Raw genomic sequence first — 21072 nt, 5'->3', positions numbered from 1 at the left:
CTTACATTGCGGCCAGTATGGCGATTGCGCGGTTCAGCGCAATGCGGCGCGGTCGATGGCGGCGACGACCAGGGACTGATGCAAATGGTGCGGCATGTGGCCCGCACCCGGGATCACGGTGATCGTGGCCTCAGGCAGAAGATGCGACAGCGGACCGGAGTGGATGTCCAGCGGCACGATGGTATCGGCAGTGCCGTGGATCAGCTCCACCGGCAGGGCCAGCGTCGGATAGCGCGATTCCATCGTGACAAGTTCGTCCCGCAAGGCATTGATCTGGCTGGTGTTCGCAAGAAGGGTCTCGCGCCGCAGGGTCAGCGCTGCGCCCAGGTGCTTCTCATATCCCTCGGGCACCGGGTCGGGTGCAAAGACCGAGGCGGTGACCGCGCGGACATAGCTGTCGGGCACGAAGGCCGCGACCAGCGGTATGGCCAAGTGCCTGCCGGGCCAGGTGTCGGTCAGGCGATACCAGGGGTCCAGCTTGCCGGGCCAGGGCATCGAGGGCGCGCTGACCAGCACCAGCGCGCGCGGTCCCCCGTCCAGCGCCCAGGCCAGCGCGACCGCTCCGCCGTAGCTTTGGCCCAGCACCACAGGCTCGGTCACGCCCAGCTGCGCAAGCCCCGCCTTGATGTGCCGCGCCTGGGCCAGCAGGCTGGCATCCTCGAGCGGGTCGGAGTAGCCAAGGCCGGGCCGGTCCACCGCGATCACCCGGTAACGGTCGGTCAGCCGGTCGCGGAACGCGAAGGTCAGGTCGCGCAAGGATCCGCTGGCCCCGTGGATCAGGACGAGATCGGGCCCATTGCCCGCGATCTCGTAGTGCAGGCGCCTGCCGTTGACCGTGACGAACTGACCCGAGGGCGGAAAGGCCGCCTCGGCCGCCGCCTCGCGCGCCGAGGCCCGCCAGTGGGTGACACCGGCAAGGACCAATATGGCGATGAATAGACTAAGAGCCAATCTTTTCAATGTCATATGGCGTTGTCTGGTAGATCTCGTTGATCCAGTTGCCATATAGCAGATGCGCATGGCTTCGCCACCGGTTCAGCGGCGGCCGCGCGGGATTGTCATCGGGGTAATAGTTCACGGGCACGTTGATCGGCGTGCCGTTCGCCACGTCGCGGTCATATTCCTGCTTCAGCGTGTCGCTGTCATATTCGAAGTGATTGAAGATATACAGCGCCCGGTGCGCGGCATCCTCGACCAGGCAGGGGCCCACCTCGTCCGAGCCCAGCAGGATGCGCAGCCCCGGCACAGCGGCGATCTCGTCCTGCTTCATCTCGGTCCAGCGGCTGACCGGGATGACGAAATCGTCCGAGAACCCGCGCAGGTAGGGAGAGGTGGGGGCAAGGTTCTGGTGGCGGAAACAACCGAAGGCTTTCTGTGGCAGCATGTGCTTCCGCACGCCGTGGAAATGGTTGATCATCGCCATGCCACCCCAGCAGACGCCGAAGGTGGAATGGACGTTTTCCTGCGTCCAGTCAAAGACTTCGCAAAGTTCCTTCCAGTAGGTTACTTCCTCGAACGGCAGGTGCTCGATCGGCGCGCCGGTGATGATGAGGCCGTCGAACTTCTCGCCCTTCACCTCTTGGAAGGGGCGGTAGAAGGCGGCCATGTGTTCGGCGGCGGTGTTCTTTGTCTGGTGTTCCGACATGCGGATCAGGTGCAGGTCGATCTGCAAGGGCGTCGCGCCGATCAGCCGAGCGAACTGGTTCTCTGTCTGGATCTTCTTCGGCATCAGGTTCAAAAGGCCGATCTTCAGCGGCCGGATGTCCTGATGCGCGGCGCGGTCCGGGGTCATCACCATGACGCCTTCGGACCGCAGCACGTCAAAGGCGGGCAGGGTTTCGGGCAGGGTGATGGGCATGGGGCAGGGATCCTTGGGGTCAGAGGGCCTAGAGCTAGGGGGTGATCATCAGGGGCGCAAGATCGTCAGGGGCGCTGTCAGCTTCGGTCGATGGCGCGCGCCATCAGCGTGTCGAAATCGACCGCGTTCTGCACTGCGCCGACCTCTTCGGCCGTGACCGTCACGCCCCAGCGCGCCATCGCGGCATAGCGCGGCTGCCGATGGGCCAGGGCGCGGGCATAGGTCCAGCGGACGAAGTGGTCTGGATCGCAGGTTTCCTCGGAAACAGAATGGGTTGCGCGGTATTCCTTCCACATCGCGTGAAGAAAGTGCGGCTGGTAGTACATCGGTTTCGGTGCGCGGTCGAAGCGACGGACGAGCTCTGCCGTGTGGGCATCCGAGCCCTTGATCCAGACCAGAAGCAGCGTTTCCGAAAGCTGCTTCATCACCGGGTCCTGCGGGTCTTCGGGGTCCACCACTTCGCAGATGGAGCCCGAGGTGTCGCAGACGAAATTGGGGTAGCCGTAGATTTCTTCCGCGCGCTCGATGAAGCGGGCGGTGTCCAGCGTGGCGGCAACTTCTGCGGCGCGGTGCTGTTCCTGCCGCTTCATGTATTCGGCGAAGGGCAGGCCGCCCCTTGCCGGATCGCCGGGCTTGCCAAGGTAGGTCGAAAGCGGCGCCAGATTGTCGAAGGTGATGTTCGAGGCGATGTAGACGCTGTCGGTCATCAGAAGCTCGCGCAGCAGCGGCACCTTCATCGCCTCGCGCTTGAAGTTGTCGGCGATGTACTCGCCCATGTAGCGGGTGCCGATCCGGTAATCGACCGAATAGTGGAACCAGTCGCCGTGGGCGCGCAAGAGGTTGGAAAGCCGTGTCTTTCCCAGCCCCGACATGCCGAACAGCAAGACACGCTTGCGCGCTGCGTCCAGATAGTCCTGTCCCGAATGGTAGATCATCGCATCACCCCCGGCGCCGGTCTTAGCGCCCGGAACGCGGCTTCACAACGCAAAACCCCGCCCGAAGGGGCGGGGGCGATGCATCCGTGCGGGTCGGTTCAGAACGACCAGCCGACCTTCACGCCGACGCCGATGACGTCATTTCCGGTCATCGAGGCGCGCGCGGTGTCGGGCGTGCCGGTCTCGGGCCGGGCATCGCCGACCCTGGTATAGTTGATCCCGGCGGTGATCTTCATGTTGTCCATCGTGTAGACCGCGCCGAGGGTGGCCCCCAGGCGACCGTTCGTCGGCGCCAGGGGCGAGACCAGATCGTCGCTGCCCTTGCCCTCGTAGTTCAGCGAGACGGACCCGGCCCAGTTCTCGTTGAACCTTCTGGCGACGCCGAGGGTATAGGTCACGGTGTCCTCCAGATCGACCAGCCCGCCGCCGGCGATGGGGGTGAAGAAGGCGGGATTGATCTGGAACTCGGACCAGTCGGCCCAGCGGATCTGGCCGAAGACCAGCGTGTCCTTGGCAATGCCGGTCTGGAAGTCCAGGTTGATCGACTGCGGCAGTTCAACCTCGGTTTCGCTGCCCGGAGCTACCTGCACCGCGCCCACCCGCTCGATGGTGCCAAACCCGTGCTTGATGGCCGAATTGTAGGTGAGCGCCACGCGAAGCGCGATCTCGGGCTTCTCGAAGGCCACGCCGACCAGATAGCCCGGCGCCCAGTCCCCCGAGAGACTGACATTGTAGCCGGACAGGCCGCCGTAGGCGAGGCCCTGCAACCGGATGTCGCCCTTGGCGTGCTGCATCCGCAGGCCGCCGTGGACCGAAAAGGCGTCGTTCAGCTTGTAGCGCAGGATGCCGGTCACGGCGTAGGATTCGGCCTTGGCCATCGTCCCGCCCAAAACGAGCGAGGTCGTGTCATACAGGATGTCCGCACCGAAGGGCTGGTCGATGTTCAGCGCCATCGAAAGCTGGTCGCTGATGTCGTACTTGTAGCTGAAGGCAAGCTGCGCATAGGTTCCGGCGACATCGCCGGTGGGCGCGGAGAGGACGTCGGTCCCGGAGACGCTGGGCGAGGCCAGGCCGAAGGACAGTTCCAGATAGCGGCCCTTCTCGAACAGCGCGCCCAGGCCCTGACCCGAACGGTCGATCCCCCCGGCCGTAGCGCCCGAAGCTGCGACCAGGACGGCGACCGAAGCCATCAGAATTTGTTTCATTGTGCTCATCCCTCGAACTGAAGCCCCGCCGCGGGACCCTCCCCGCTGGAAACGCTATGCGTCTCGGCACAACCGGTCAATCGATGACGCCACGTCACGATTTTGTGACGACCTGACCCTGTGGCGCCGAGGCCCCACCCGGAGCACCGCGCTTTAGTGTCAGCCAGATGCCCAGGAAGATCAGCCCGGCGCCCAGGAACAGCGCCGGTTCGATCGGCTCGGCGTAGAACAGCGCGCCCACCGCGGCGATGATCGGCAGCCGCGCGAAGTCCACCGGCACCACGACACTGGCCGGGGCCAGGCTCAGCGCGGTTGTCAGGCACAGATGCGCGATGATCCCGGCCACTGCGATCAGGCCCAGCCAGGGCAGGGTGGCGGCGGTTGGCAAGGCCACCGGCCCCAGAAGGAGCATGGCCAGGCTGCCCAGCATCGCCTGCATCAGCGTGAGCCAGAACAGGATCGAGATGATCGCCTCGCCCCGGGTCAGGGCCTTGGTCATCAGGGTGGTCGCGGCAAAGAACACGGCCGCGCCGGCTGCGGCGATCACTCCAGGTTCGATGCTGGCAAAGCCGGGCCGGGCGACGATCAGCACGCCCGCAAAGCCCAGGGCGGCGGCCGCCAGCTTTCGCCGGGTCAGACGCTCGCCCAGGAACAGCGGCGACAACAGGATCACCCAGATCGGAGACGTGAACTCCAGCGCGAAGACCTGGGCCAGCGGGATCAGGGTGATCGCCCAGAACCACAGCGACTGGCCGGTGAAGTGAAAGAGGTTGCGCAGGAGGTGACTGCCCAGGCGGTCGGTACGCACCCGGCCCAGCTGCCCCAGCGCAAGTCCGGCGGCAAGCACGATGACCCAACCGATCATCGACCGGAAGGCGAGGATCTCGAAGGTATCATGTGCGCCCTTGATCTGCCGCGTGGCGATGGCCATGGCGGTAAAGGCGGCGATGGCCCCGGTCATCCAGAGCGCTGCGGCAAGCGGGCGATGTGTCATCGGCGCAGCCTTGCCGGTCGGATCCGGAATTGTCCAGCGCGCTCAGGACCGCATGAGTCGCATGAGGCCAAGCCAGGCAAGGCAAGGCGGCGCGGCGAGGACCATGAAGATCGGTGCCAGGTTCGAGCCCCGTGCCAGGCCGGACAGGAAGGCGGCGAAGGCCGCTCCCATGACGATCAGGGGCACCAGCGAAACCCGCAGCGGCCAGTGCATCAGGGCCAGGACCTGCGCCACCAGATAGGCGGGCAGACACAGCGTGATCGCAAGGCCAAGAAGCATCTCCATCGTGCGGATCTCCAGCGTCGGGGACAGGGTGGTAGGCGATTGCGGCAATATTTGGGTCGTCGGTTGCCGCTGGCCTCTGTGCGTTCCTGCACGGCGCGATGCCGCTGCGGGCGGTTGCCGGGCCGTCACTGGCGCCCTATCTCGAGGACAAGTCGCAGAGGATGCCGTGATGAGCCTTGACCTGACCCCTGACCGCAACCCCGATCACCCCGTCGCGCCGCAGTTTCCCGCCCGCTGGTCGCCCCGGTCCTTCACCGACCGCGCCCTGACCGAGGCCGAAGTGATGTCGCTTCTGGAAGCCGCCCGCTGGGCGCCGTCCGCCTCGAACCACCAGCCTTGGCGGTTCATCTGGGCGCTGCGGGGCGAGGCAGAGTTCGATGCGATCCGGGACAGCCTGACCGGGATCAATCCGGTCTGGGCTGGCAAGGCGGGGTTGCTGGTCGTGGTGGCCTCGAAGGACAGGGTGACCAACCGCGAGGGGGCGGAGGTCGCGAACCGCACGGCAGGCTTCGACACCGGGGCGGCCTGGATGAGCCTTGCCCTTCAGGCACAGGCGATGGGGCTCGTGTCGCACGCCATGGGCGGGTTTGACGGGGCGAAACTGGCGGCTGCGATCGGCTTGCCCGAGGGCCATACGCTGCACTGCGTGGTGGCCGTCGGCGCGCAGGGACCGGTCGCCGACCTGCCCGAGGAGTTGCAGGCGCGCGAGAAGCCGAACGGGCGGAAGCCTGTGGTCGAGATCGCTCGGCACGGGCGGTTCTAGGGCCGGCTCCTCGCGCGCCTTCGTCTTCTCGTCGTAGACCGCAGCGACGAGAAGCCGAAGGCGCACGAGGAGGCTCATTCCAGTTCGATCGTGCCCGGCGGCTTTGAGGTGCAGTCGTAGAAGACTCGGTTGATGCCCTTGACCTCGTTGATGATCCGGGTCGCGGTTTCGCCCAGGAACTCGTGCGTGAACGGGTAGTAGTCCGCCGTCATCCCGTCCACGCTGGTCACCGCCCGCAGGGCGAGCGCATAGTCGTAGGTCCTCCCGTCGCCCATGACGCCCACGGTCCGCATCGGCAGGATCGCGGCGAAGGCCTGCCAGATCTCGTCGTACAGCCCGTGCTTGCGGATCTGGTCGATGTAGACCGCATCCGCCCGGCGCAGGATGTCCAGCTTTTCGCGGGTGATCTCGCCTGGGCAGCGGATCGCCAGGCCGGGGCCGGGGAAGGGATGGCGGCCGATAAAGGATTGCGGCAGGCCCAACTCGCGCCCCAGCGCGCGGACCTCGTCCTTGAAGAGTTCCCGCAGGGGTTCGACGAGCTTCAGGCCCATCTTTTCCGGCAGGCCGCCGACATTGTGGTGGCTCTTGATCGTGACCGAGGGGCCGCCGCTGAACGAAACGCTTTCGATCACGTCCGGGTAAAGCGTCCCCTGCGCCAGGAACTTCGCCCCACCGACAGCGGTCGCATGCTTCTGGAACACGTCGATGAAAAGCTTGCCGATGGTCTTGCGCTTGACCTCGGGGTCCGAGACGCCCTCCAGCGCCGACAGGAACAGGTCGGACTCGTCGGCATGAATCAGCGGCATATTGTAATGGTCGCGGAACATGGTCACGACCTGCTCTGCCTCGCCCAGCCGCAACAGGCCGTGATCCACGAAGACGCAGGTCAGCTGGTCGCCGATCGCCTCGTGGATCAGGACGGCGGCGACGGAAGAATCCACCCCGCCGGACAGTCCGCAGATCACCTTGGCATCACCGACCTGTTCGCGGATCTTCCGAATGGCCTCCTCGCGGTAGGCGCCCATGGTCCAGTCGCCCTTGAAGCCTGCCAGCCGGACGAAGTTCCGGTAAAGCTGCGCGCCCTTCGGCGTGTGGTGCACCTCGGGGTGGAACTGAACGGCGTAGAAATGCCGGTCCGGGTCGGCTGTGATCGCAAAGGGCGCATTGGGCGAAGTGCCATAGACCTGAAACCCCGGCGCGAGTTTCGAGACATGGTCGCCGTGGCTCATCCACACCTGTTCCTGCGCCTGCGGGCCGGCATCTGTCTCAAACCAACCGGCCAGAAACGGATGCGTCAGCGCGGTGGGGGTGACAAAGGCCTTGCCGAACTCTGCCGTGCCGTGCCCGCCTTCGACCTGGCCGCCCAGGCAATGCATCATCACCTGCTGGCCGTAGCAGATCCCCAGGATCGGCACGCCCAGATCGAACACGCCCTTGGGCGGCATCGGGGCGTTCTCCCAGTAGACGCTTGCCGGGCCGCCCGAGAAGATGACCGCCTTAGGCGCGAAGGCCTTGAGGAAAGCCTCGTCCACGCGGTTGTAAGGGTGGATTTCGCAGTAGACGTTCAGCTCGCGCAGGCGGCGCGCGATCAGCTGCGTCACCTGAGAACCGAAGTCGATGATGAGAAGGCGGTCATGGGCTTGGGTCATGCGCCCGCGTAGCGCGAGGCTGCAAGCGGTGCAAGGGGTGGCAGGTGGCGGACCGGGGGTTTCACACCCCCGGACCCCCGTGGAGTATTTGCGACATGGGCAATCCAGGGCCGTTTGCGACGCGGGGGCATGTCGGTTTTGGAAAGGATTGGACGGTTTCGGGGGGCGGATCGGCACGGTTTGGCGGCATAAGGGCGGCAAACCCTATCGGAGGCTGACCATGAACGAAGTTGCAGGGCGCAGGTCGCGCAGTGGCGGGGGCGCCAGCCGCCGGGCGGAACGCACCGCGATCAGCTTCGAGACCGCGCGCTTCATCCAGCGCAACATCCCGAATTTCGAGATCCTGAACGAGGAAGCCCTTCAGATCATCGAACACAACGCGGAAACTGTGCTGGAAGAGATCGGCGTGAACTTCGTCGAGAACCCGGCTGCGCTTGCCCGCTGGCGCGATGCCGGGGCCGATGTGCAGGGAGAACGGGTGCATATTCCCCGGGGCCTGGCGCGCAAGCTGATCTCGACCGCGCCGAAGTCCTACACCCAGCACGCCCGCAACCCCGAACGCAACGTCGAGGTCGGCGGGCGCAATCTCGTCCTCGCCCCGGTCTATGGCCCGCCCTTCGTGCGCGACATGGAAGGCGGCCGCCGCTATGCGACGCTGGAGGATTTCCAGAACTTCGTGAAGCTGGGCTACATGTCGAAATGGCTGCACCATTCCGGCGGCACGGTGTGTGAGCCGACCGACGTGCCGGTGAACAAGCGCCACCTCGACATGCTCTTGGCCCACATGACCCTGTCGGACAAGCCGTTCATGGGATCGGTCACCGAACCCAGCCGGGCGCAGGATTCGGTCGACATGGCCTCCATCCTGTTCGGCAAGGACTTTGTCCAGAGTAACACGGTGATGACCAGCCTCATCAACATCAACTCGCCCATGGTCTTCGACGGGATCATGATGGGCGCGCTGGAAGTCTATGCCGCGAACAACCAGGCAAGCATCGTCTCGCCCTTCATCGTCGGCGGGGCCATGGCGCCGGTGACGGTGGCGGGCACGCTGACCCAGGTGCTGGCGGAGATCCTGGCGGGCGTCAGCTATTCCCAGCTCGTGCGCCCCGGCTCGCCCGTGGTCGCGGGGGCCTTCGTGACCTCGATCGACATGAACTCCGGCGCGCCGACCTTCGGGACGCCCGAAGCTGCGCATATCACGTATGGCGCGGGGCAACTGGTGCGCAGGCTGGGGCTGCCTTATCGGTCGGGCGGGTCGTTCTGCGGCTCCAAGCTGCCCGACGCGCAAGCCGCCTATGAAACCGCGAATAGCCTGAACATGGCGCTTCTGGCCGGGGTCAACTTCATGCTGCACGCCTGCGGCTGGCTGGAGGGTGGCCTCGTGTCGTCCTACGAGAAATTCGTGATGGATGCCGACCAGCTGGGCACGCTGCATCATCTGGCGCAAGGCATCCAGATCGACGAGAACGGTCAGGCGATGGACGCGATCCGCGAGGTGGGTCCCGGCGGCCATTACCTGGGCTGCGCGCACACCCAGGCGAACTTCAAGTCGGCCTTCTGGCGGTCGGACCTGCTGGACTACAAGCCCTTCGAGACCTGGGCCGAGGAAGGCAGCCGCGACACGCAGACGCTGGCGAACGAACGGGTGAAGAAACTTCTGGCCGATTACCAGGCGCCCGAGATCGACCCCGGCACCCGCGAGGCGCTGGAGGCCTTCGTCGCCCGGCGCAAGGCCGAAATGCCGGACGCCTTCATCTGAACCGGCAAGGACTCCCGGCGTCCGAAAGGGCGGCCGGGGGGCCGCCCTTTGCATCCGCGCGACGTTTCAGGCGGTTTCTCCCCGACGCAGCAACTGGGCTTCGGCCAGAAGCGCGATCAGCACCTCGATGTGGCGCGCCACCGAATAGCCCGCATCGCCGGCCTGCCTCGTGGCCTCGAGCCGCGCCTCGACCGTCATCAGCGAAGTCACCGTCTCTTCTGGCGAGCCGGTCCGGTCAACATAGCGGCGCAGGTCACGCTCGCGCCGGTAGTCGCCCAGGCCGAAACGCGCCGCGCGCATCAGAAGCCGGGGGCGGCGCAGGGTGGCAAGCAGGGTGCGGCAGTCGGTCATCGGGTCCTCCATTGCTGGCCAGGCGGTGCTGGTCCGGGCGATGATGGCGCAATGCAACCTGGCGTTGCGCAAACCCGGGTAGCAGCGCGCGGAGGTTACCGAAAAGTTTAAACTTTCCATCGAATTGTCGAGGCCAGACGGAAGCTTAACTCTCAGGTAACCAATTCCACCCAAGGTTGTGTGCGTCCAAGGCTGGACCTATTGCAGCCCGGGTGTGGACAGATACAGGACGACCGAATTGCCAGAAGTGACTGCTGCCAGCCTACCGGACTGGCTTCCTGCTGCCGTGCGTCATTACCTTGATCATACAGAAGATGGCACATCGCTACGGGAGCTTGCGCGGCGCGAAGGTCTGCATGCCTCCACCATCCTGCGCCAGGTGCGACGGTTCGAGAACCGCCGCGAGGACCCGCTGATGGACGAGGCGCTGACGGCAATTTCCCGTCTTGCATCCCGTCAGTCCGTTGTCTCAGCCGAAAAGGATGATCCCCCGATGTCTGTTCACCAGCGTCCCGACCGATCCGGCATGCCGCCCGAAGCTCTTGACGAACACATGCTTCAGCGCGAGGGGATGCGCGTGCTGCGGCGCCTGGCCGAACCCCGCGCGGTGATGGCCATCGCGCCCGATCTCGACAAGGCGGTGGTGTTGCGTGAACTGCCCGATGGCAGAAGCCTGCGCACCGCCGTCCTGGAGCGTTCGGTCGCCCATGCCTTTGCGCTGAAGGACTGGGTGACCTGCCGCAAGCCCGGCCGGGTCTCCACCTACGAGATCACCTCGGCCGGCCGCGCCGCGCTGAAGCGCATGGTGGACGAGGAAGACCGCCGGCGCCACGGCATGGCAGAAGGGGCAACTCCCTTCGGCGATCAGCATCGCGTCTGGGGCGACCGTGAGGTGATCGACGATGCCGGCCCGCGTCGGGTGCGCTACAATCTGGCGGAAAGTCCGGTGGCACTCTTGGGCCGCCGCCGGGATCGCGACGGCAAGCCCTTCCTGGAGCCGGAACTGGTGGCCGCCGCCGAACGCCTGCGCGAGGACTTCGAACTGGCCCAGATGGGGCCGCGCGTGGCGCAGAACTGGGACCGCTTCCTGACCGGCGGTGACCGGGGGGCCTTCCAGCCGGACAGCGGACTGGGTGAGGGGCCGTCCTCGGCCCGGGGCCGGGTCGCGGCGGCGCTGCGCGATCTGGGGCCGGGTCTTGGCGATGTGGCCTTGCGCTGCTGCTGTTTCCTGGAAGGGCTGGAGGTTGCAGAAAAGCGGATGGGCTGGGCGGCGCGGTCGGGCAAGATCGTGCTGCGCATCGCGCTGATGCGGCTCCGGCGGCACTATGAGGAAACCTATGGCAAGTCCGGCCCTCTGATCGGTTAGGATCGCCGCTCAGGCGCCCACGCCTCGGGCGATCAGCACCACCGAGATCGCCGCCAGCCAGACCGAGGCCAGCCGCCGCAGGACGAACATCGCGCGCGGCTGGCCGGATCCCTGGCGCAGCAGCGCGCCGAAAGCCGCCCAGAGTGCGGCCACCAGCACCACGAGCCCGGCAAACAGCGCGAGGTTCGCTGCCAGCCGGTCGGGCGAGGGCAACAGGACCAGCCCGAAGATCAGCGCCTTGGGGTTCAGCGCGGTGGTGACGAACAGCGCGCGGGCATCGACCGCCGGACCGGCAGCACCGATGGCGGGCAGCCGCCACAGCCTTGCCGCCAGCGCGGCGACCCAGATCCCCGCCGCCAGCGTCACCAGGCTGCGCAGCCCGTCCTGCCCGTCCAGGACCGCAGCCCCCGCCAGGGCCAGAGGCAGGACGCACAGCAGGTAGCCAGCCAGCTCGGCCGGAATCAGCCGTAAGGCTCTGGCCCAGCCGCGCTCGGCCCCGGCGACCAGCATCAGCGAATTGCTCGGCCCTGGTGTCAGAAGCAGAAGCAGCACCGCCAACGAAAGTTCGGTGAAAGACATCATCGCCCCCGTTCTGGGGCTTTCCTGCCGGTTCGGCAAGGGCTCGGCCTTGATCCCGGTCAAAGTGGAAGGGGGATGCCGATATCGGCATCCCCCTCCGGGGCTTCCCCGTCCCCGGATCGCGCGCAACCTGCCTGTCAGTCGGCGCGCGTAACCCCCATCCGGTGCAGGAGCCCGGCCAGGGCGCCCCCGGCCAACGGGGCCGCGATGAACACCCATAGATCGGCCAGCGCCTTGCCGCCGACGAACAGCGCCGGCCCGAAGGAGCGTGCCGGGTTCACCGAGACGCCCGTCACCGTGATCCCGACCAGATGGATCGCCACCAGCGTCAGGCCGATGGCCAGCCCCGCCATCGCGCCCGGCGCGCCCTGCTGCGTGGCGCCCAGGATCACCGTGACGAACAGGAAGGTCATCACCGTTTCGAAGATCAGCGCCGAGGCCAGCGAATATTCCCCCAGATAGCCCGGCCCATAGCCGTTCTGGCCCAGACCGTTGACCGCGATGTCATAACCGGCCTGGCCCGAAGCGATCAGGTAGAGCACTCCCGCCCCGACGACGGCACCCGACAGTTGCGCCGCGACATAGCCCGCCAGCGACCCGCCCGTCATCCGACCGGCCAGGAAGGCCCCCAGCGACACCGCCGGATTCAGATGCGCGCCCGAGATCGGTCCGATCCCGTAGGCCGGCGCGACGATGGCAAGGCCGAAGGCCAGCGAGATCCCGGTCATCCCGATCTCGGCCCCCATCAGCACGGCCGATCCGCAGCCGAACAGCACCAGGATTGCCGTGTCGATCACTTCGGCAATGAATATCTTCGTCATCGCATGCTCCACCGTGACTTGCGCCCCTTGCATGGGCAGCAGGCGCTTCTGCGGGGCTTGCCGGCGTTGCCTTGGGCCGGAAACGGGCTTATCTGGAGGGGAACAATGCGGTCAGGGGGAATTTTCCGTGCGCGACCTCAAGCTTCCCGAAGAGCGCCACCCCGAAAAGGCGCATCGGCCCGATAATGCCCAGCCGAAGAAACCCGCCTGGATCCGCGTCAAGGCGCCGACATCCGAGGGCTACAGGCAGACCCGCGACATCCTGCGCGAAAAGAAGCTGGTGACGGTCTGCGAAGAGGCCGGCTGCCCCAATGTCGGGGAATGCTGGTCCCAGGGCCATGCCACCATGATGATCATGGGCGAGATCTGCACCCGTGGCTGCACCTTCTGCAACGTGGCCACCGGCAAGCCGCAGAAGCTGGATGTGTTCGAACCCGGCCGCGTCGCCCATGCCGTCGCCGAACTTGGCCTGTCGCATGTCGTCATCACCTCGGTGGACCGCGACGATCTGGAGGACGGCGGGGCCGAGCACTTTGCCCAGACCATCCGCGCGATCCGTCACCGCTCGCCCGGCACCACGATCGAGGTGCTGACCCCCGACTTCCTGAAATGCCCGCCCTCGGCACTGGAAAAGGTGGTGGAGGCGCGCCCTGATGTCTTCAACCACAACCTCGAAACCGTGCCCGGCCTCTATCACGAAGTCCGCCCCGGTGCGCGCTACTTCCACTCCCTGCGCCTGCTGCAACGGGTCAAGGAACTGGACCCGCTGATGTTCACCAAGTCGGGCATCATGGTGGGCCTGGGCGAGACGCGGCAGGCGGTGTTGCAGGTGATGGACGACATGCGCTCGGCCGATGTCGATTTCCTGACCATCGGCCAGTATCTGCAACCGACCCCCAAGCACCACCGCGTCGATCGCTTCGTGACGCCCGAGGAGTTCAAGGCCTACGAGACCGCCGCCTGGGGCAAGGGGTTCCTCATGGTATCGGCCACGCCGCTGACCCGGTCGAGCTACCACGCGGGTGACGATTTCGCCCGGATGCGCGCGGCGCGGCAGGCGGGCCGGGGCTGAAACTGAAAGGGCCGCCCGAAGGCGGCCCTTTGCCTGGTCCCTCTGCCGGGACTAGAACTTGAAACCGACGCCGATGTCGTAGGTTTCGGGTCCGTTCTGGATCTTGGTGCCGCCGCCCTCGACGAACAGGCCGTTGCTCAGACCGTAGCTGGCCGAGAGGGAATAGATATCTCTGGAATCCTGCACCAGCACAACATCGCCCCGCACGGTCAGCGAAGGCACGACATCGAAGCTGCCATAGAGGCGCAACGAATCGTTGCCATCAGACCGAACGAAATGCGCGAAGGCTGCGCCAAGATCATAGCGGTCGGCATCGTGGAAGGCGCCGATCTGCAAAAGGGCGGCATTCGGCCCGTCAACATCGGCGAGCTCGCCGGTGATGAAAAGTGTGGTGGGGCCCGCCTTGTACTGCATCACCCCTTCAAAGACGCCCAGGCCGTCGCCGTCGTTCAGATAATGATAGCCCGCCCCATAGGTCAGGCTGCCTGCGGTGTTCAGATAGGTCAGACCCGGCGTCACGCCGTTGTCCTCCCCGCTTACCAGCGGAGTGATCGGGCCGCGCAGGAAGCTGAGCTCAAGGTCGAACACCCGCGAGGATGAGAACCGCGGCATCACCCGTTGCGTTTCCAGCAGCGGACGCGGCGCACCGACCGCGAATTCGCCCGCACCCGTGGACAGGACCAGCGCCGCCCAGACATTGGTCAGATCGGTGCCGTCATCCAGGTAGGTCGTGTCGAGTGCGGCGTCGAAGCCAAGCAGTCCGCCAGACCGCCAGCTCATCCCGACATCTCCGTCGAAGGCCCAGACACGCGGATTGGCGTCGAGGTATTCCAGCTTGACCTCGCCGCCGAAGGTCAGGCCGTTCCCGGCCGTTTGCGCCGCGGCGGGAAGGGCGGTCAGCGCCGCAAGGGCAAAGGGAAGAAGTCTGGTCATGGGCATGGTCCGTTCTGCTCGGTTTTCTGCATCATGGCGCACAATGCGGGCAAAGAAAAGCGCCATCGGACCGGATATTGAGGGTGTGATCCGGTCAGAACCGATAGCCGAGCGAGGCAGAGAAGATATCGTCGGACCCCGATCCGCTGCTCTGGGTCACATAGCCCAGCTGTCCGAAGGCTCCGGGACCGAAACGGTACTCTGCGGAAAGACCGTAAAGCTCGAACTCGCCCGGATTCGTGGCCAGTACCTGAGCACCGATGGTGAGGGCGTCCATCGGCCGGTAATCCGCAAAGAGCGTGGTGATGCCATAGCCGGACAGGAAATAGTCGGCGTCCTGATGGTGCACGCCCACCGACCAGCGTTCCGCCGCATAGCGCGCGGCGATCTGCCAGCGGTCGAAGGTATTCCCCGGGACCTCGATCGCCTCGTAGGCGGCAAAAAGCTCGGTCCCGCCCAGCCGGTAGATCGCACCCAGCTCGTAGCCGTCTGCCGTTTCGCTGCCAGCGTCGATCCGGTGCACGCCGGCGCCGTAGGTGACGTCGCCCGCGCTTCCCTTCAGCGTAAGGCCGGTGAAGTCCACGTCGTCCGACTGCAAGGCCGCCTGAACCAGGAACGAGCCGCCATGACCGCCGATCGAGGCAAGCAGGAAATCCACATAGCGCGTGCCGCCGGGCTGAGGCAGGGGGAACATGCGCTCCAGCACCGGCTGCGGGCGACCGGCGGCAATCTCGCCGTAAGGCGTCACCAGCACGCCCGCGGCCCAGAGGATGTGGGTGTCGATATCCTCGCCGAGGATATTGTAACCCTGGGTCGTCACGTCCAGCCCGAAGCCCAGGCTGCCGCTGCCCTGACTGCGCCAGCCCAGGGTCAGGTCATGGATCGCCAGCCTTTGCTGGTCGGAGCCGGCGGCCAGATATTCCAGTTCGACATCCCCGATGATCGAGAAGCCGTTCCCGAGATCCAGCGCCGCGGCAGGGCTCGCGGCCAACGCCACGAAGACAAGCGACAAGGACCGACGCATCCTATCCTCCAGCCAATTGCCCTCCTTCGGCATTCTATCACGCTCAGGCCTGCGGCCATACCCGTGCGGCGCGAATTTCCCGCCGATGTGCCCTGATTTCAACAGCCTTGCCGGGTGAATGACAGCCCGCCCGCTCACTCCACCGTCGGCAGGGCCAGCAGATACTCCGCCACCGCCACCCGGTCGCCTTCGGGCAGGCGCGCCATGTTCTCCACCACATGCGCCATGTGCCCGCCCACGCTGTCGTATTCGGGGGTGAAGCCCGTGGTCAGATACTGCACGATGTCGCCGGCCGACCAGCCCAGCTTGCCCGGCGTGATGTTCGGGATCCGCCCCTGGCCCGAGGGGTTCGGCGCCCCGCCCAGCCAGCGGGTCCTGTCCATCGCCCCCAGAAGGTTGCGCGGCGTGTGGCACTCGCCGCAATGCGCCAGCGCCTCGGCGATATAGCGCCCCCGGGCAGCGGTCGGCGTCAGGTTGCCGGGCAGCGCCCAGTCCCTGGTCAGGAACAGCAGCTTCCAGACCCCGATCGTGTCGCGGATGTTGAAGGGAAAGCCCAGCTCGTGCGGCTGGCTCGGCGTCGGGTCGGCAGGCAGGGTCTTCAGAAAGGCGTGCAGGTCCGCCACATCCTGCATCTGCATCTTCGCATAGGAGGCATAGGGCAGGGCAGGGTAATAGTGCTCTCCCTTCGGGCTGACCCCGCGCGTCAGCGCATTGGCGAGGTCCAGGACCGACCAGGCGCCGATCCCATGGTCGGGGTCCTGACTGATGTTGGGCGCGACGAAGGTGCCGAAGTCCGACGGAAAGCGCTGTCCGCCCGACAAAACCAGCTGCGCCTCGCCCTTTGCCTGCGGGGCCATGTGGCACGAGGCGCAGCCCGCCGCCCAGAAGACCTGTTCTCCGCGGGCTGTATCGCCAGTCAGGTTCGCCACCGCCGCAGCGCTCAGCGGATTGGGCCGGGCCAGGACATAAAGCCCGCCGGCCGCAACCAGGACCAGAACCAGCAGCCAGCGCAGCACCCGCATCGCATCCCTCTCCGCGTTCAACCTCGGCGCGAGCCTAGACGAGACCCCGCGCCCTTCCAATCACGGTTTCCGGCGCAGGCTGTCCACCGTCATCCAGTCCGGCCAGCCGAATACCCGCTCCACCACCACCAGCGCCAGGCACAGCCCGATCACCGCAAGGACCAGCTTGACCCGGCCCCAGGAAGGCGGGTTCTGCACCCAGCGCTTCGCGCGCAAGAGCCACAGCAGCTGGTTCATCCGCCTTCCGTGAACCGCACCTTGCCGATGTAGGGCAGGTTGCGGTTCCTCTGCGCGAAGTCGATGCCGTAGCCGACGACGAATTCGTCGGGGATCTCGAAACCCGTCCAGTCGGCCCTGACCGGCACTTCCCGGCGCGAGGGCTTGTCCAGCAGCGCGCAGGTCTTCAGCCGCGCCGGTTCCCGTGCCTTCAGCAGATGCAGCACATGGCTCAGCGTGAACCCGGTGTCGATGATGTCCTCGACCACAAGCACGTCACGGCCCGCGATCTCGCCGCGCAGGTCCTTCAGAATGCGCACTTCGCGGCTGGAATGCATCGCGTCGCCATAGGACGAGGCTTCCAGGAAATCCACCTCCACCGGCAGGTCGATCTCGCGCACGAGGTCGGCGATGAAGACGAAGGACCCGCGCAGAAGGCCCACGACCACCAGCTTGTCGGTGCCCTTGAAATACGCGGTGATCTCGCGCGCCAGCGTCTCGACCCGCGCCGCGATGGACTTGGCGCTGATCATCTGGTCGATCACATAGGGTCTGTCCGGCATGTCTGTCGTCCCAGGGCTTACACCCCTTCCTAGCGCCCCCGGTCGCGCTTGCCTAGGCCGCGACGCGACGCCCGCTTGATCTTCGCCTCCCGTCGGGCCACATCTCGGTCCGGAGAACGTTGATGCCCACCCATTCCGAAACCAAACGCCTGCCCTACACCGCGCAGCAGATGTACGATCTGGTGGCCGATGTCGCCTCCTATCCCAAGTTCCTGCCCTGGAACTCGGCCGCCCGCATCCGGTCGCGCAGGCCCATCCCCGGCGGTGGCGAGGTGATGGAGGCGGACCTCGTAATCAGCTTCAAGGTGTTCCGCGAACGGTTCGGCAGCCGGGTGACGCTCTGGCCCGAAGCGAAGCGGATCGACACCGAATACATCGACGGACCTTTCCGCCACATGCGCTCGAACTGGGCCTTCCGCGAGGCTCCGGGCGGCTGCGAGGTGGATTTCCACGTCGATTTCGAGTTCCGCAACGCGATCCTTCAGGGGATCATCGGCGTGGTGTTCAACGACGCGATGCAGCGCGTGGTGCGGGCCTTCGAACGCCGGGCGGCCGAACTTTACGGACCGGGAACGGCGTGACGCGACGGAATTCCTTCACAAGGGCGTGATGCTGTGGCCACCAACCAGAGGTTCGTCATGCGCCGTCTTGTTCTTCTCCTTTCCCTGCTTTTCCTGCCCCTTGCCGCGCTGGCCGAGACCGTCCGTCTGGGCGACCGCTGGTACGAGATCTCGCTGCCCCCGCGTGCCAAGGGCGCCCCGCTGCTTCTGGTGCTCCACGGCGGGGGCGGCAATCCCGAGCGGACCGAGAGGTTGACCGGCCTGACGGCGGTCGCCCTGCGCCGGGGTTATGCAGTGGCCTATCCGGCCGGAACCGGGCGGCGGCTTCTGTCCTGGAACGCCGGTTACTGCTGTGCGGGGGCTGCGCGCTCCGGGGTGGATGACGAGGGCTTCCTGATCCGGGTCATCGCCGATGCGCAGGCCCGTTTCGGGCTGGGCGAGCGCGTTTACATCACCGGCATGTCGAACGGCGCGATGCTGGCCGAGACCTTCGCGGCAAGGAACCCTGCGAAGGTGCGGGCGGTCGCCGGGGTGGCCGGCACGATGGACACCCGCTCGGTCCGGGTAAAGGCGCCGGTGCCGGCCCTGATCATCCACGGCACCGCCGACACCATGGTGCCCTATGCGGGCGGGCAGGGCGACACCAGCCTGACGCGAACCGATTTCGCCTCGGTGGTCTCGGTGGTCAAGGCGTTCCTCGCCCCTTGGGGCGGAGGCCTGACCGAGACCTCTCGCCGGATCGACCGCAAGGACGACGGCACGGCGGTCGTCGTCACCGACTACCGCAAGGACGGGCGCGTCGTGCTGCGCCTGATGACCGTTGAAGGGGGCGGGCACAACTGGCCGGGCGGCCGCATGCCGCGCAAGGACATGGCGATGACGCAGGAGATCGATGCGAACACCGAAATCCTCGACTTCTTCGCGCTGCATCCCTAGCGGCGGGCACCGGATTCCCTGGCAGGACTTTGCAGATCCCTTCGAAAGGCCTTGCCGCCTACCACAGCGCCGCGTCCAGCAGCCCAAGCGCGTGCTGCGTCGCGGCCGCCCGCACCCTTGCCCGGCCGGGGGCGCCGAACTCCACCGTCTCGACCCGCGTCTCGCGGCCCCGCTGCGCCAGACCAAAGCAGACCCGACCCTCGGGCTTGAATTCCGACCCGCCCGGCCCGGCAATGCCGGTGATCGCCACCGCCAGCACAGCCGCCGAATGGCGCAGCGCGCCCTCTGCCATCTCCTGCGCGACCGCCTCGGAGACGGCGCCATGTGCGGCCAGCGTCTCGGCACGGACGCCCAGCATCTCGATCTTGGCCGTATTGGAATAGGTGACGAAGCCGCGCTCGAACACGTCCGAGGATCCGGGAACCTCGGTCAGGGCCGCCGCGACCAGACCCCCGGTGCAACTTTCCGCGGTGGCGATCCGAATGCCCCAGTAGCGGGCCCGTTGCAGAAGATCGGGAAGATCTATCCCAGCCATGGCTGCACCACCCCGTGCCAGAGCCCCGCTAGCGCGACCGAGACCACCCCGGCGAACAACCCCGCCCAGAGGTCGTCCAGCATGACCCCCGCCGCATCGCCCCGCCGGTCGGCCCGGCCCACCAGCCAGGGCTTCCAGATGTCGAACAGGCGGAACAGAAGGAAGGGCGCCACCCAGCCGGGCCAGGCGCCCAGGAACAGGTCCGCTACCCCGTGGCGCCACAGCGGGATCACCGTGAACGACAGCGCCAGAAGCTGCCCGGCCACCTCGTCGATCACCACCTCGGACGGATCCTTGCCGCCCCGTGCCGCCAGATAGCGCGGCACCGCCCAGAAGCCCAGCAGCGTCGCCAGCACGAATCCGGCCGGCACCGCCAGCGCCCAGCCCGCCTGATAGGTGGCAACCGCCAGCGCCACCGTGATCGCACTGGCCCAGGTGCCGGAGGCGGGCCTCAGATGCCCCGCGCCGCAGAAGGTGGCGACCAGCGCGCTCATGCCCGCACCAGCGTTGCCGTGGCGATGGCGGCGATCCCTTCCTCGCGCCCGGTGAACCCCAGCCGCTCCGAGGTGGTGGCCTTGACCGAGACGCGCCCGGCCTCGACTGCCATGATCCGGGCGATTTCTGCCTGCATTTCAAGGGCATGCGGGCCGATCTTCGGGCGTTCGCAGACCAGCGTCACGTCGCAGTTGCCCAGGTCGAAACCCCGCGACCGGGCCAGCGCGATGGCATGGGACAGGAAGATATGGCTCGCCGCGCCTTTCCATTGCGGATCGCTGGGCGGGAAATGCCGGCCGATGTCGCCCTCGGCCATGGCGCCGTAGATCGCATCGGTCAGCGCATGCATGCCTACATCGGCATCCGAATGGCCCAGCAGTCCCTTGCCATGCGGCAGTTTCACCCCGCACAGCCAGACATGGTCCCCCTCGCAGAAGGCGTGCACGTCATAGCCGTTGCCCAACCGCACATCCATCGTCCGCCCCCGCAGGATCGCCTCGGCCCGCGCGAAATCGCCCGGATAGGTCAGCTTCAGATTGCTTTCGTCGCCCTCGACGATCACCACGTCAAGCCCCGCGGCGCGGGCCACCTCGACATCATCCGCCGCGCCGCCGGGATGGGCACGATGTGCCGCAAGGATGGGCGCAAGGCGAAACGCCTGCGGCGTCTGCGCCCGGTAGAGCCCCGTCCGGTCCAGCGTGCCCGACACCCGCCCCTCCGTCCCGCGCCACAAGGCGTCGGTCACGGCCAGCGCCGGGGCCGCGCCATCATGCCTGTCCAGCGCCGCGATCAGCCGGTCGATCAGCCCGCACGAGACCAGCGGTCGGGCGCCGTCATGGATCAGGACCGCCTCGACGCCCGTCCCCTCCAGCGCGGCCAGCCCGGCCCTGACCGAGGCGTCCCGCGTCGCTCCGCCTTCGACCACGGGCACGCCCAGGGCCGCCGCCCGGTCACGGTCTTCGGGATGGATCACCATCAGCACCTGCATCCCGGCGAAGGCCGCAACCGTATGGGCCAGAACGGGTTTGCCGGCAAGAAGCTGCCATTGCTTGGGTATCTCGCCCCCCATGCGGGTTCCGCGACCGGCGGCGACGATGATGACGGCTGTGCGCATGCGGGCTCCTTTCCCTTCTGCCTAATCCAGCCCG

24 protein-coding genes are annotated in these 21072 nt (G+C 66.6%); 6 read left to right on the top strand and 18 right to left on the bottom strand.

The genetic code is table 11. From position 1 onward, the window contains the following. Positions 1–33: 33 nt before the first annotated feature. The 6 genes from G8O29_RS12045 to G8O29_RS12020 all read right to left on the bottom strand — a co-directional run bounded on the left by G8O29_RS12045 (position 34) and on the right by G8O29_RS12020 (position 5277). A complete protein-coding gene (locus G8O29_RS12045) occupies positions 34–924 on the bottom strand; it encodes an alpha/beta fold hydrolase (protein WP_367890169.1) in 891 nt (296 codons plus the stop codon). 16 nt (positions 925–940) lie between these two features. Beyond that, on the bottom strand, positions 941–1858 hold the full coding sequence (gene metA / locus G8O29_RS12040) for a homoserine O-acetyltransferase MetA (protein WP_166403491.1): 918 nt from the start codon (positions 1856–1858) through the stop codon (positions 941–943). A gap of 77 nt (positions 1859–1935) precedes the next feature. Beyond that, positions 1936–2793: an ATPase gene (locus tag G8O29_RS12035; protein WP_166403490.1), complete on the bottom strand. Its 858-nt coding sequence runs from the start codon at positions 2791–2793 to the stop codon at positions 1936–1938. Between the two features lie 98 nt (positions 2794–2891). Beyond that, the gene (locus G8O29_RS12030) at positions 2892–3998 is read right to left on the bottom strand and encodes an OmpP1/FadL family transporter (RefSeq protein ID WP_166403489.1); all 1107 of its coding nucleotides are present in this window, start codon (positions 3996–3998) and stop codon (positions 2892–2894) included. A gap of 94 nt (positions 3999–4092) precedes the next feature. After that, positions 4093–4992, bottom strand: coding sequence for a DMT family transporter (locus G8O29_RS12025; RefSeq protein WP_166403488.1), 900 nt, complete (start codon positions 4990–4992; stop codon positions 4093–4095). 42 nt (positions 4993–5034) lie between these two features. After that, on the bottom strand, positions 5035–5277 hold the full coding sequence (locus G8O29_RS12020) for a hypothetical protein (protein ID WP_166403487.1): 243 nt from the start codon (positions 5275–5277) through the stop codon (positions 5035–5037). A 169-nt stretch (positions 5278–5446) separates the two neighbouring features. On the opposite strand from G8O29_RS12020, the gene G8O29_RS12015 reads away from it, so the two are divergent. Beyond that, positions 5447–6040, top strand: coding sequence for a nitroreductase family protein (locus G8O29_RS12015; protein WP_166403486.1), 594 nt, complete (start codon positions 5447–5449; stop codon positions 6038–6040). Between the two features lie 74 nt (positions 6041–6114). Here the strand turns inward: G8O29_RS12015 and guaA are convergent, their stop codons facing one another. Then, entirely contained in the window at positions 6115–7689 is a 1575-nt protein-coding gene (gene guaA, locus G8O29_RS12010; protein ID WP_166403485.1) for a glutamine-hydrolyzing GMP synthase, read from the bottom strand. 220 nt (positions 7690–7909) lie between these two features. Between guaA and G8O29_RS12005 the strand changes: the two genes are divergently transcribed. Then, a complete protein-coding gene (locus G8O29_RS12005) occupies positions 7910–9451 on the top strand; it encodes a trimethylamine methyltransferase family protein (protein ID WP_166403484.1) in 1542 nt (513 codons plus the stop codon). 66 nt (positions 9452–9517) lie between these two features. On the opposite strand, the gene G8O29_RS12000 is transcribed toward G8O29_RS12005, so the two are convergent. Beyond that, positions 9518–9802, bottom strand: a complete 285-nt coding sequence (locus G8O29_RS12000; protein ID WP_166403483.1) for a DUF6477 family protein — start codon at positions 9800–9802, stop codon at positions 9518–9520. A 238-nt stretch (positions 9803–10040) separates the two neighbouring features. Here G8O29_RS12000 and G8O29_RS11995 point away from each other — a divergent pair, with 238 nt between their 5' ends. Then, positions 10041–11168 carry a DUF6456 domain-containing protein gene (locus G8O29_RS11995; protein WP_166403482.1) on the top strand — a complete coding sequence of 376 codons (1128 nt, stop codon included), beginning with the start codon at positions 10041–10043 and terminating at the stop codon, positions 11166–11168. Between the two features lie 9 nt (positions 11169–11177). On the opposite strand, the gene G8O29_RS11990 is transcribed toward G8O29_RS11995, so the two are convergent. Together G8O29_RS11990 and G8O29_RS11985 are read right to left on the bottom strand one after the other, a co-directional pair. Beyond that, positions 11178–11747: a LysE family translocator gene (locus tag G8O29_RS11990; RefSeq protein ID WP_166403548.1), complete on the bottom strand. Its 570-nt coding sequence runs from the start codon at positions 11745–11747 to the stop codon at positions 11178–11180. Positions 11748–11884: 137 nt separating this feature from the next. Continuing rightward, a complete protein-coding gene (locus G8O29_RS11985) occupies positions 11885–12568 on the bottom strand; it encodes an aquaporin (protein ID WP_166403481.1) in 684 nt (227 codons plus the stop codon). Positions 12569–12695: 127 nt separating this feature from the next. Between G8O29_RS11985 and lipA the strand changes: the two genes are divergently transcribed. Beyond that, positions 12696–13640, top strand: a complete 945-nt coding sequence (gene lipA, locus G8O29_RS11980; RefSeq protein WP_166403480.1) for a lipoyl synthase — start codon at positions 12696–12698, stop codon at positions 13638–13640. Between the two features lie 51 nt (positions 13641–13691). On the opposite strand, the gene G8O29_RS11975 is transcribed toward lipA, so the two are convergent. The 5 genes from G8O29_RS11975 to hpt all read right to left on the bottom strand — a co-directional run bounded on the left by G8O29_RS11975 (position 13692) and on the right by hpt (position 17398). Then, a complete protein-coding gene (locus tag G8O29_RS11975) occupies positions 13692–14573 on the bottom strand; it encodes a hypothetical protein (RefSeq protein WP_166403479.1) in 882 nt (293 codons plus the stop codon). 94 nt (positions 14574–14667) lie between these two features. Beyond that, positions 14668–15597 (bottom strand): porin, encoded by a 930-nt coding sequence (locus tag G8O29_RS11970; RefSeq protein WP_166403478.1) that lies wholly within the window; start codon positions 15595–15597, stop codon positions 14668–14670. 134 nt (positions 15598–15731) lie between these two features. Continuing rightward, complete coding sequence (locus G8O29_RS11965) at positions 15732–16619, bottom strand: c-type cytochrome (protein WP_166403477.1); 888 nt, start codon at positions 16617–16619, stop codon at positions 15732–15734. A 60-nt stretch (positions 16620–16679) separates the two neighbouring features. Continuing rightward, a complete protein-coding gene (locus G8O29_RS11960) occupies positions 16680–16856 on the bottom strand; it encodes a hypothetical protein (RefSeq protein WP_166403476.1) in 177 nt (58 codons plus the stop codon). Beyond that, complete coding sequence (gene hpt / locus G8O29_RS11955) at positions 16853–17398, bottom strand: hypoxanthine phosphoribosyltransferase (RefSeq protein WP_166403475.1); 546 nt, start codon at positions 17396–17398, stop codon at positions 16853–16855. The genes G8O29_RS11960 and hpt overlap by 4 nt, the downstream gene beginning before the upstream one ends. Before the next feature lie 122 nt (positions 17399–17520). Here hpt and G8O29_RS11950 point away from each other — a divergent pair, with 122 nt between their 5' ends. Further along, positions 17521–17979 carry a type II toxin-antitoxin system RatA family toxin gene (locus G8O29_RS11950; RefSeq protein ID WP_166403474.1) on the top strand — a complete coding sequence of 153 codons (459 nt, stop codon included), beginning with the start codon at positions 17521–17523 and terminating at the stop codon, positions 17977–17979. Between the two features lie 57 nt (positions 17980–18036). Then, positions 18037–18894, top strand: coding sequence for a CE1 family esterase (locus G8O29_RS11945; protein WP_166403473.1), 858 nt, complete (start codon positions 18037–18039; stop codon positions 18892–18894). A 58-nt stretch (positions 18895–18952) separates the two neighbouring features. Here the strand turns inward: G8O29_RS11945 and G8O29_RS11940 are convergent, their stop codons facing one another. The 3 genes from G8O29_RS11940 to G8O29_RS11930 are packed head-to-tail and all read right to left on the bottom strand — an operon-like array spanning position 18953 to position 21038. Beyond that, positions 18953–19429, bottom strand: coding sequence for a CinA family protein (locus G8O29_RS11940; RefSeq protein WP_166403472.1), 477 nt, complete (start codon positions 19427–19429; stop codon positions 18953–18955). Further along, positions 19417–19923: a phosphatidylglycerophosphatase A family protein gene (locus G8O29_RS11935; protein WP_166403471.1), complete on the bottom strand. Its 507-nt coding sequence runs from the start codon at positions 19921–19923 to the stop codon at positions 19417–19419. Before G8O29_RS11935 ends, G8O29_RS11940 begins: the two co-directional genes overlap by 13 nt. Beyond that, positions 19920–21038: a bifunctional 2-C-methyl-D-erythritol 4-phosphate cytidylyltransferase/2-C-methyl-D-erythritol 2,4-cyclodiphosphate synthase gene (locus tag G8O29_RS11930; protein WP_166403470.1), complete on the bottom strand. Its 1119-nt coding sequence runs from the start codon at positions 21036–21038 to the stop codon at positions 19920–19922. Before G8O29_RS11930 ends, G8O29_RS11935 begins: the two co-directional genes overlap by 4 nt. Positions 21039–21072 lie beyond the last annotated feature (34 nt).

Source organism: Rhodobacter calidifons (assembly GCF_011174775.1).
In the GTDB taxonomy this organism is placed as follows: Bacteria; Pseudomonadota; Alphaproteobacteria; order Rhodobacterales; family Rhodobacteraceae; genus Tabrizicola; species Tabrizicola calidifons.
The sequence above is the reverse complement of the archived record's forward strand: the minus strand, read 5'-3'. Positions and strand labels throughout refer to the sequence as shown.

Excerpts from the sequence above, each read along its gene's own strand:
- metA (WP_166403491.1), bottom strand. The coding sequence starts at position 1,858 with ATGCCCATCACCCTGCCCGAAACCCTGCCCGCCTTTGACGTGCTGCGG.
- G8O29_RS12035 (WP_166403490.1), bottom strand. The coding sequence starts at position 2,793 with ATGATCTACCATTCGGGACAGGACTATCTGGACGCAGCGCGCAAGCGT.
- G8O29_RS12030 (WP_166403489.1), bottom strand. The coding sequence starts at position 3,998 with ATGAAACAAATTCTGATGGCTTCGGTCGCCGTCCTGGTCGCAGCTTCG.
- G8O29_RS12025 (WP_166403488.1), bottom strand. The coding sequence starts at position 4,992 with ATGACACATCGCCCGCTTGCCGCAGCGCTCTGGATGACCGGGGCCATC.
- G8O29_RS12020 (WP_166403487.1), bottom strand. The coding sequence starts at position 5,277 with ATGGAGATGCTTCTTGGCCTTGCGATCACGCTGTGTCTGCCCGCCTAT.
- G8O29_RS12015 (WP_166403486.1), top strand. The coding sequence starts at position 5,447 with ATGAGCCTTGACCTGACCCCTGACCGCAACCCCGATCACCCCGTCGCG.
- guaA (WP_166403485.1), bottom strand. The coding sequence starts at position 7,689 with ATGACCCAAGCCCATGACCGCCTTCTCATCATCGACTTCGGTTCTCAG.
- G8O29_RS12005 (WP_166403484.1), top strand. The coding sequence starts at position 7,910 with ATGAACGAAGTTGCAGGGCGCAGGTCGCGCAGTGGCGGGGGCGCCAGC.
- G8O29_RS12000 (WP_166403483.1), bottom strand. The coding sequence starts at position 9,802 with ATGACCGACTGCCGCACCCTGCTTGCCACCCTGCGCCGCCCCCGGCTT.
- G8O29_RS11990 (WP_166403548.1), bottom strand. The coding sequence starts at position 11,747 with ATGTCTTTCACCGAACTTTCGTTGGCGGTGCTGCTTCTGCTTCTGACA.
- G8O29_RS11985 (WP_166403481.1), bottom strand. The coding sequence starts at position 12,568 with ATGACGAAGATATTCATTGCCGAAGTGATCGACACGGCAATCCTGGTG.
- G8O29_RS11975 (WP_166403479.1), bottom strand. The coding sequence starts at position 14,573 with ATGACCAGACTTCTTCCCTTTGCCCTTGCGGCGCTGACCGCCCTTCCC.
- G8O29_RS11970 (WP_166403478.1), bottom strand. The coding sequence starts at position 15,597 with ATGCGTCGGTCCTTGTCGCTTGTCTTCGTGGCGTTGGCCGCGAGCCCT.
- G8O29_RS11965 (WP_166403477.1), bottom strand. The coding sequence starts at position 16,619 with ATGCGGGTGCTGCGCTGGCTGCTGGTTCTGGTCCTGGTTGCGGCCGGC.
- G8O29_RS11960 (WP_166403476.1), bottom strand. The coding sequence starts at position 16,856 with ATGAACCAGCTGCTGTGGCTCTTGCGCGCGAAGCGCTGGGTGCAGAAC.
- hpt (WP_166403475.1), bottom strand. The coding sequence starts at position 17,398 with ATGCCGGACAGACCCTATGTGATCGACCAGATGATCAGCGCCAAGTCC.
- G8O29_RS11950 (WP_166403474.1), top strand. The coding sequence starts at position 17,521 with ATGCCCACCCATTCCGAAACCAAACGCCTGCCCTACACCGCGCAGCAG.
- G8O29_RS11945 (WP_166403473.1), top strand. The coding sequence starts at position 18,037 with ATGCGCCGTCTTGTTCTTCTCCTTTCCCTGCTTTTCCTGCCCCTTGCC.
- G8O29_RS11940 (WP_166403472.1), bottom strand. The coding sequence starts at position 19,429 with ATGGCTGGGATAGATCTTCCCGATCTTCTGCAACGGGCCCGCTACTGG.
- G8O29_RS11935 (WP_166403471.1), bottom strand. The coding sequence starts at position 19,923 with ATGAGCGCGCTGGTCGCCACCTTCTGCGGCGCGGGGCATCTGAGGCCC.
- G8O29_RS11930 (WP_166403470.1), bottom strand. The coding sequence starts at position 21,038 with ATGCGCACAGCCGTCATCATCGTCGCCGCCGGTCGCGGAACCCGCATG.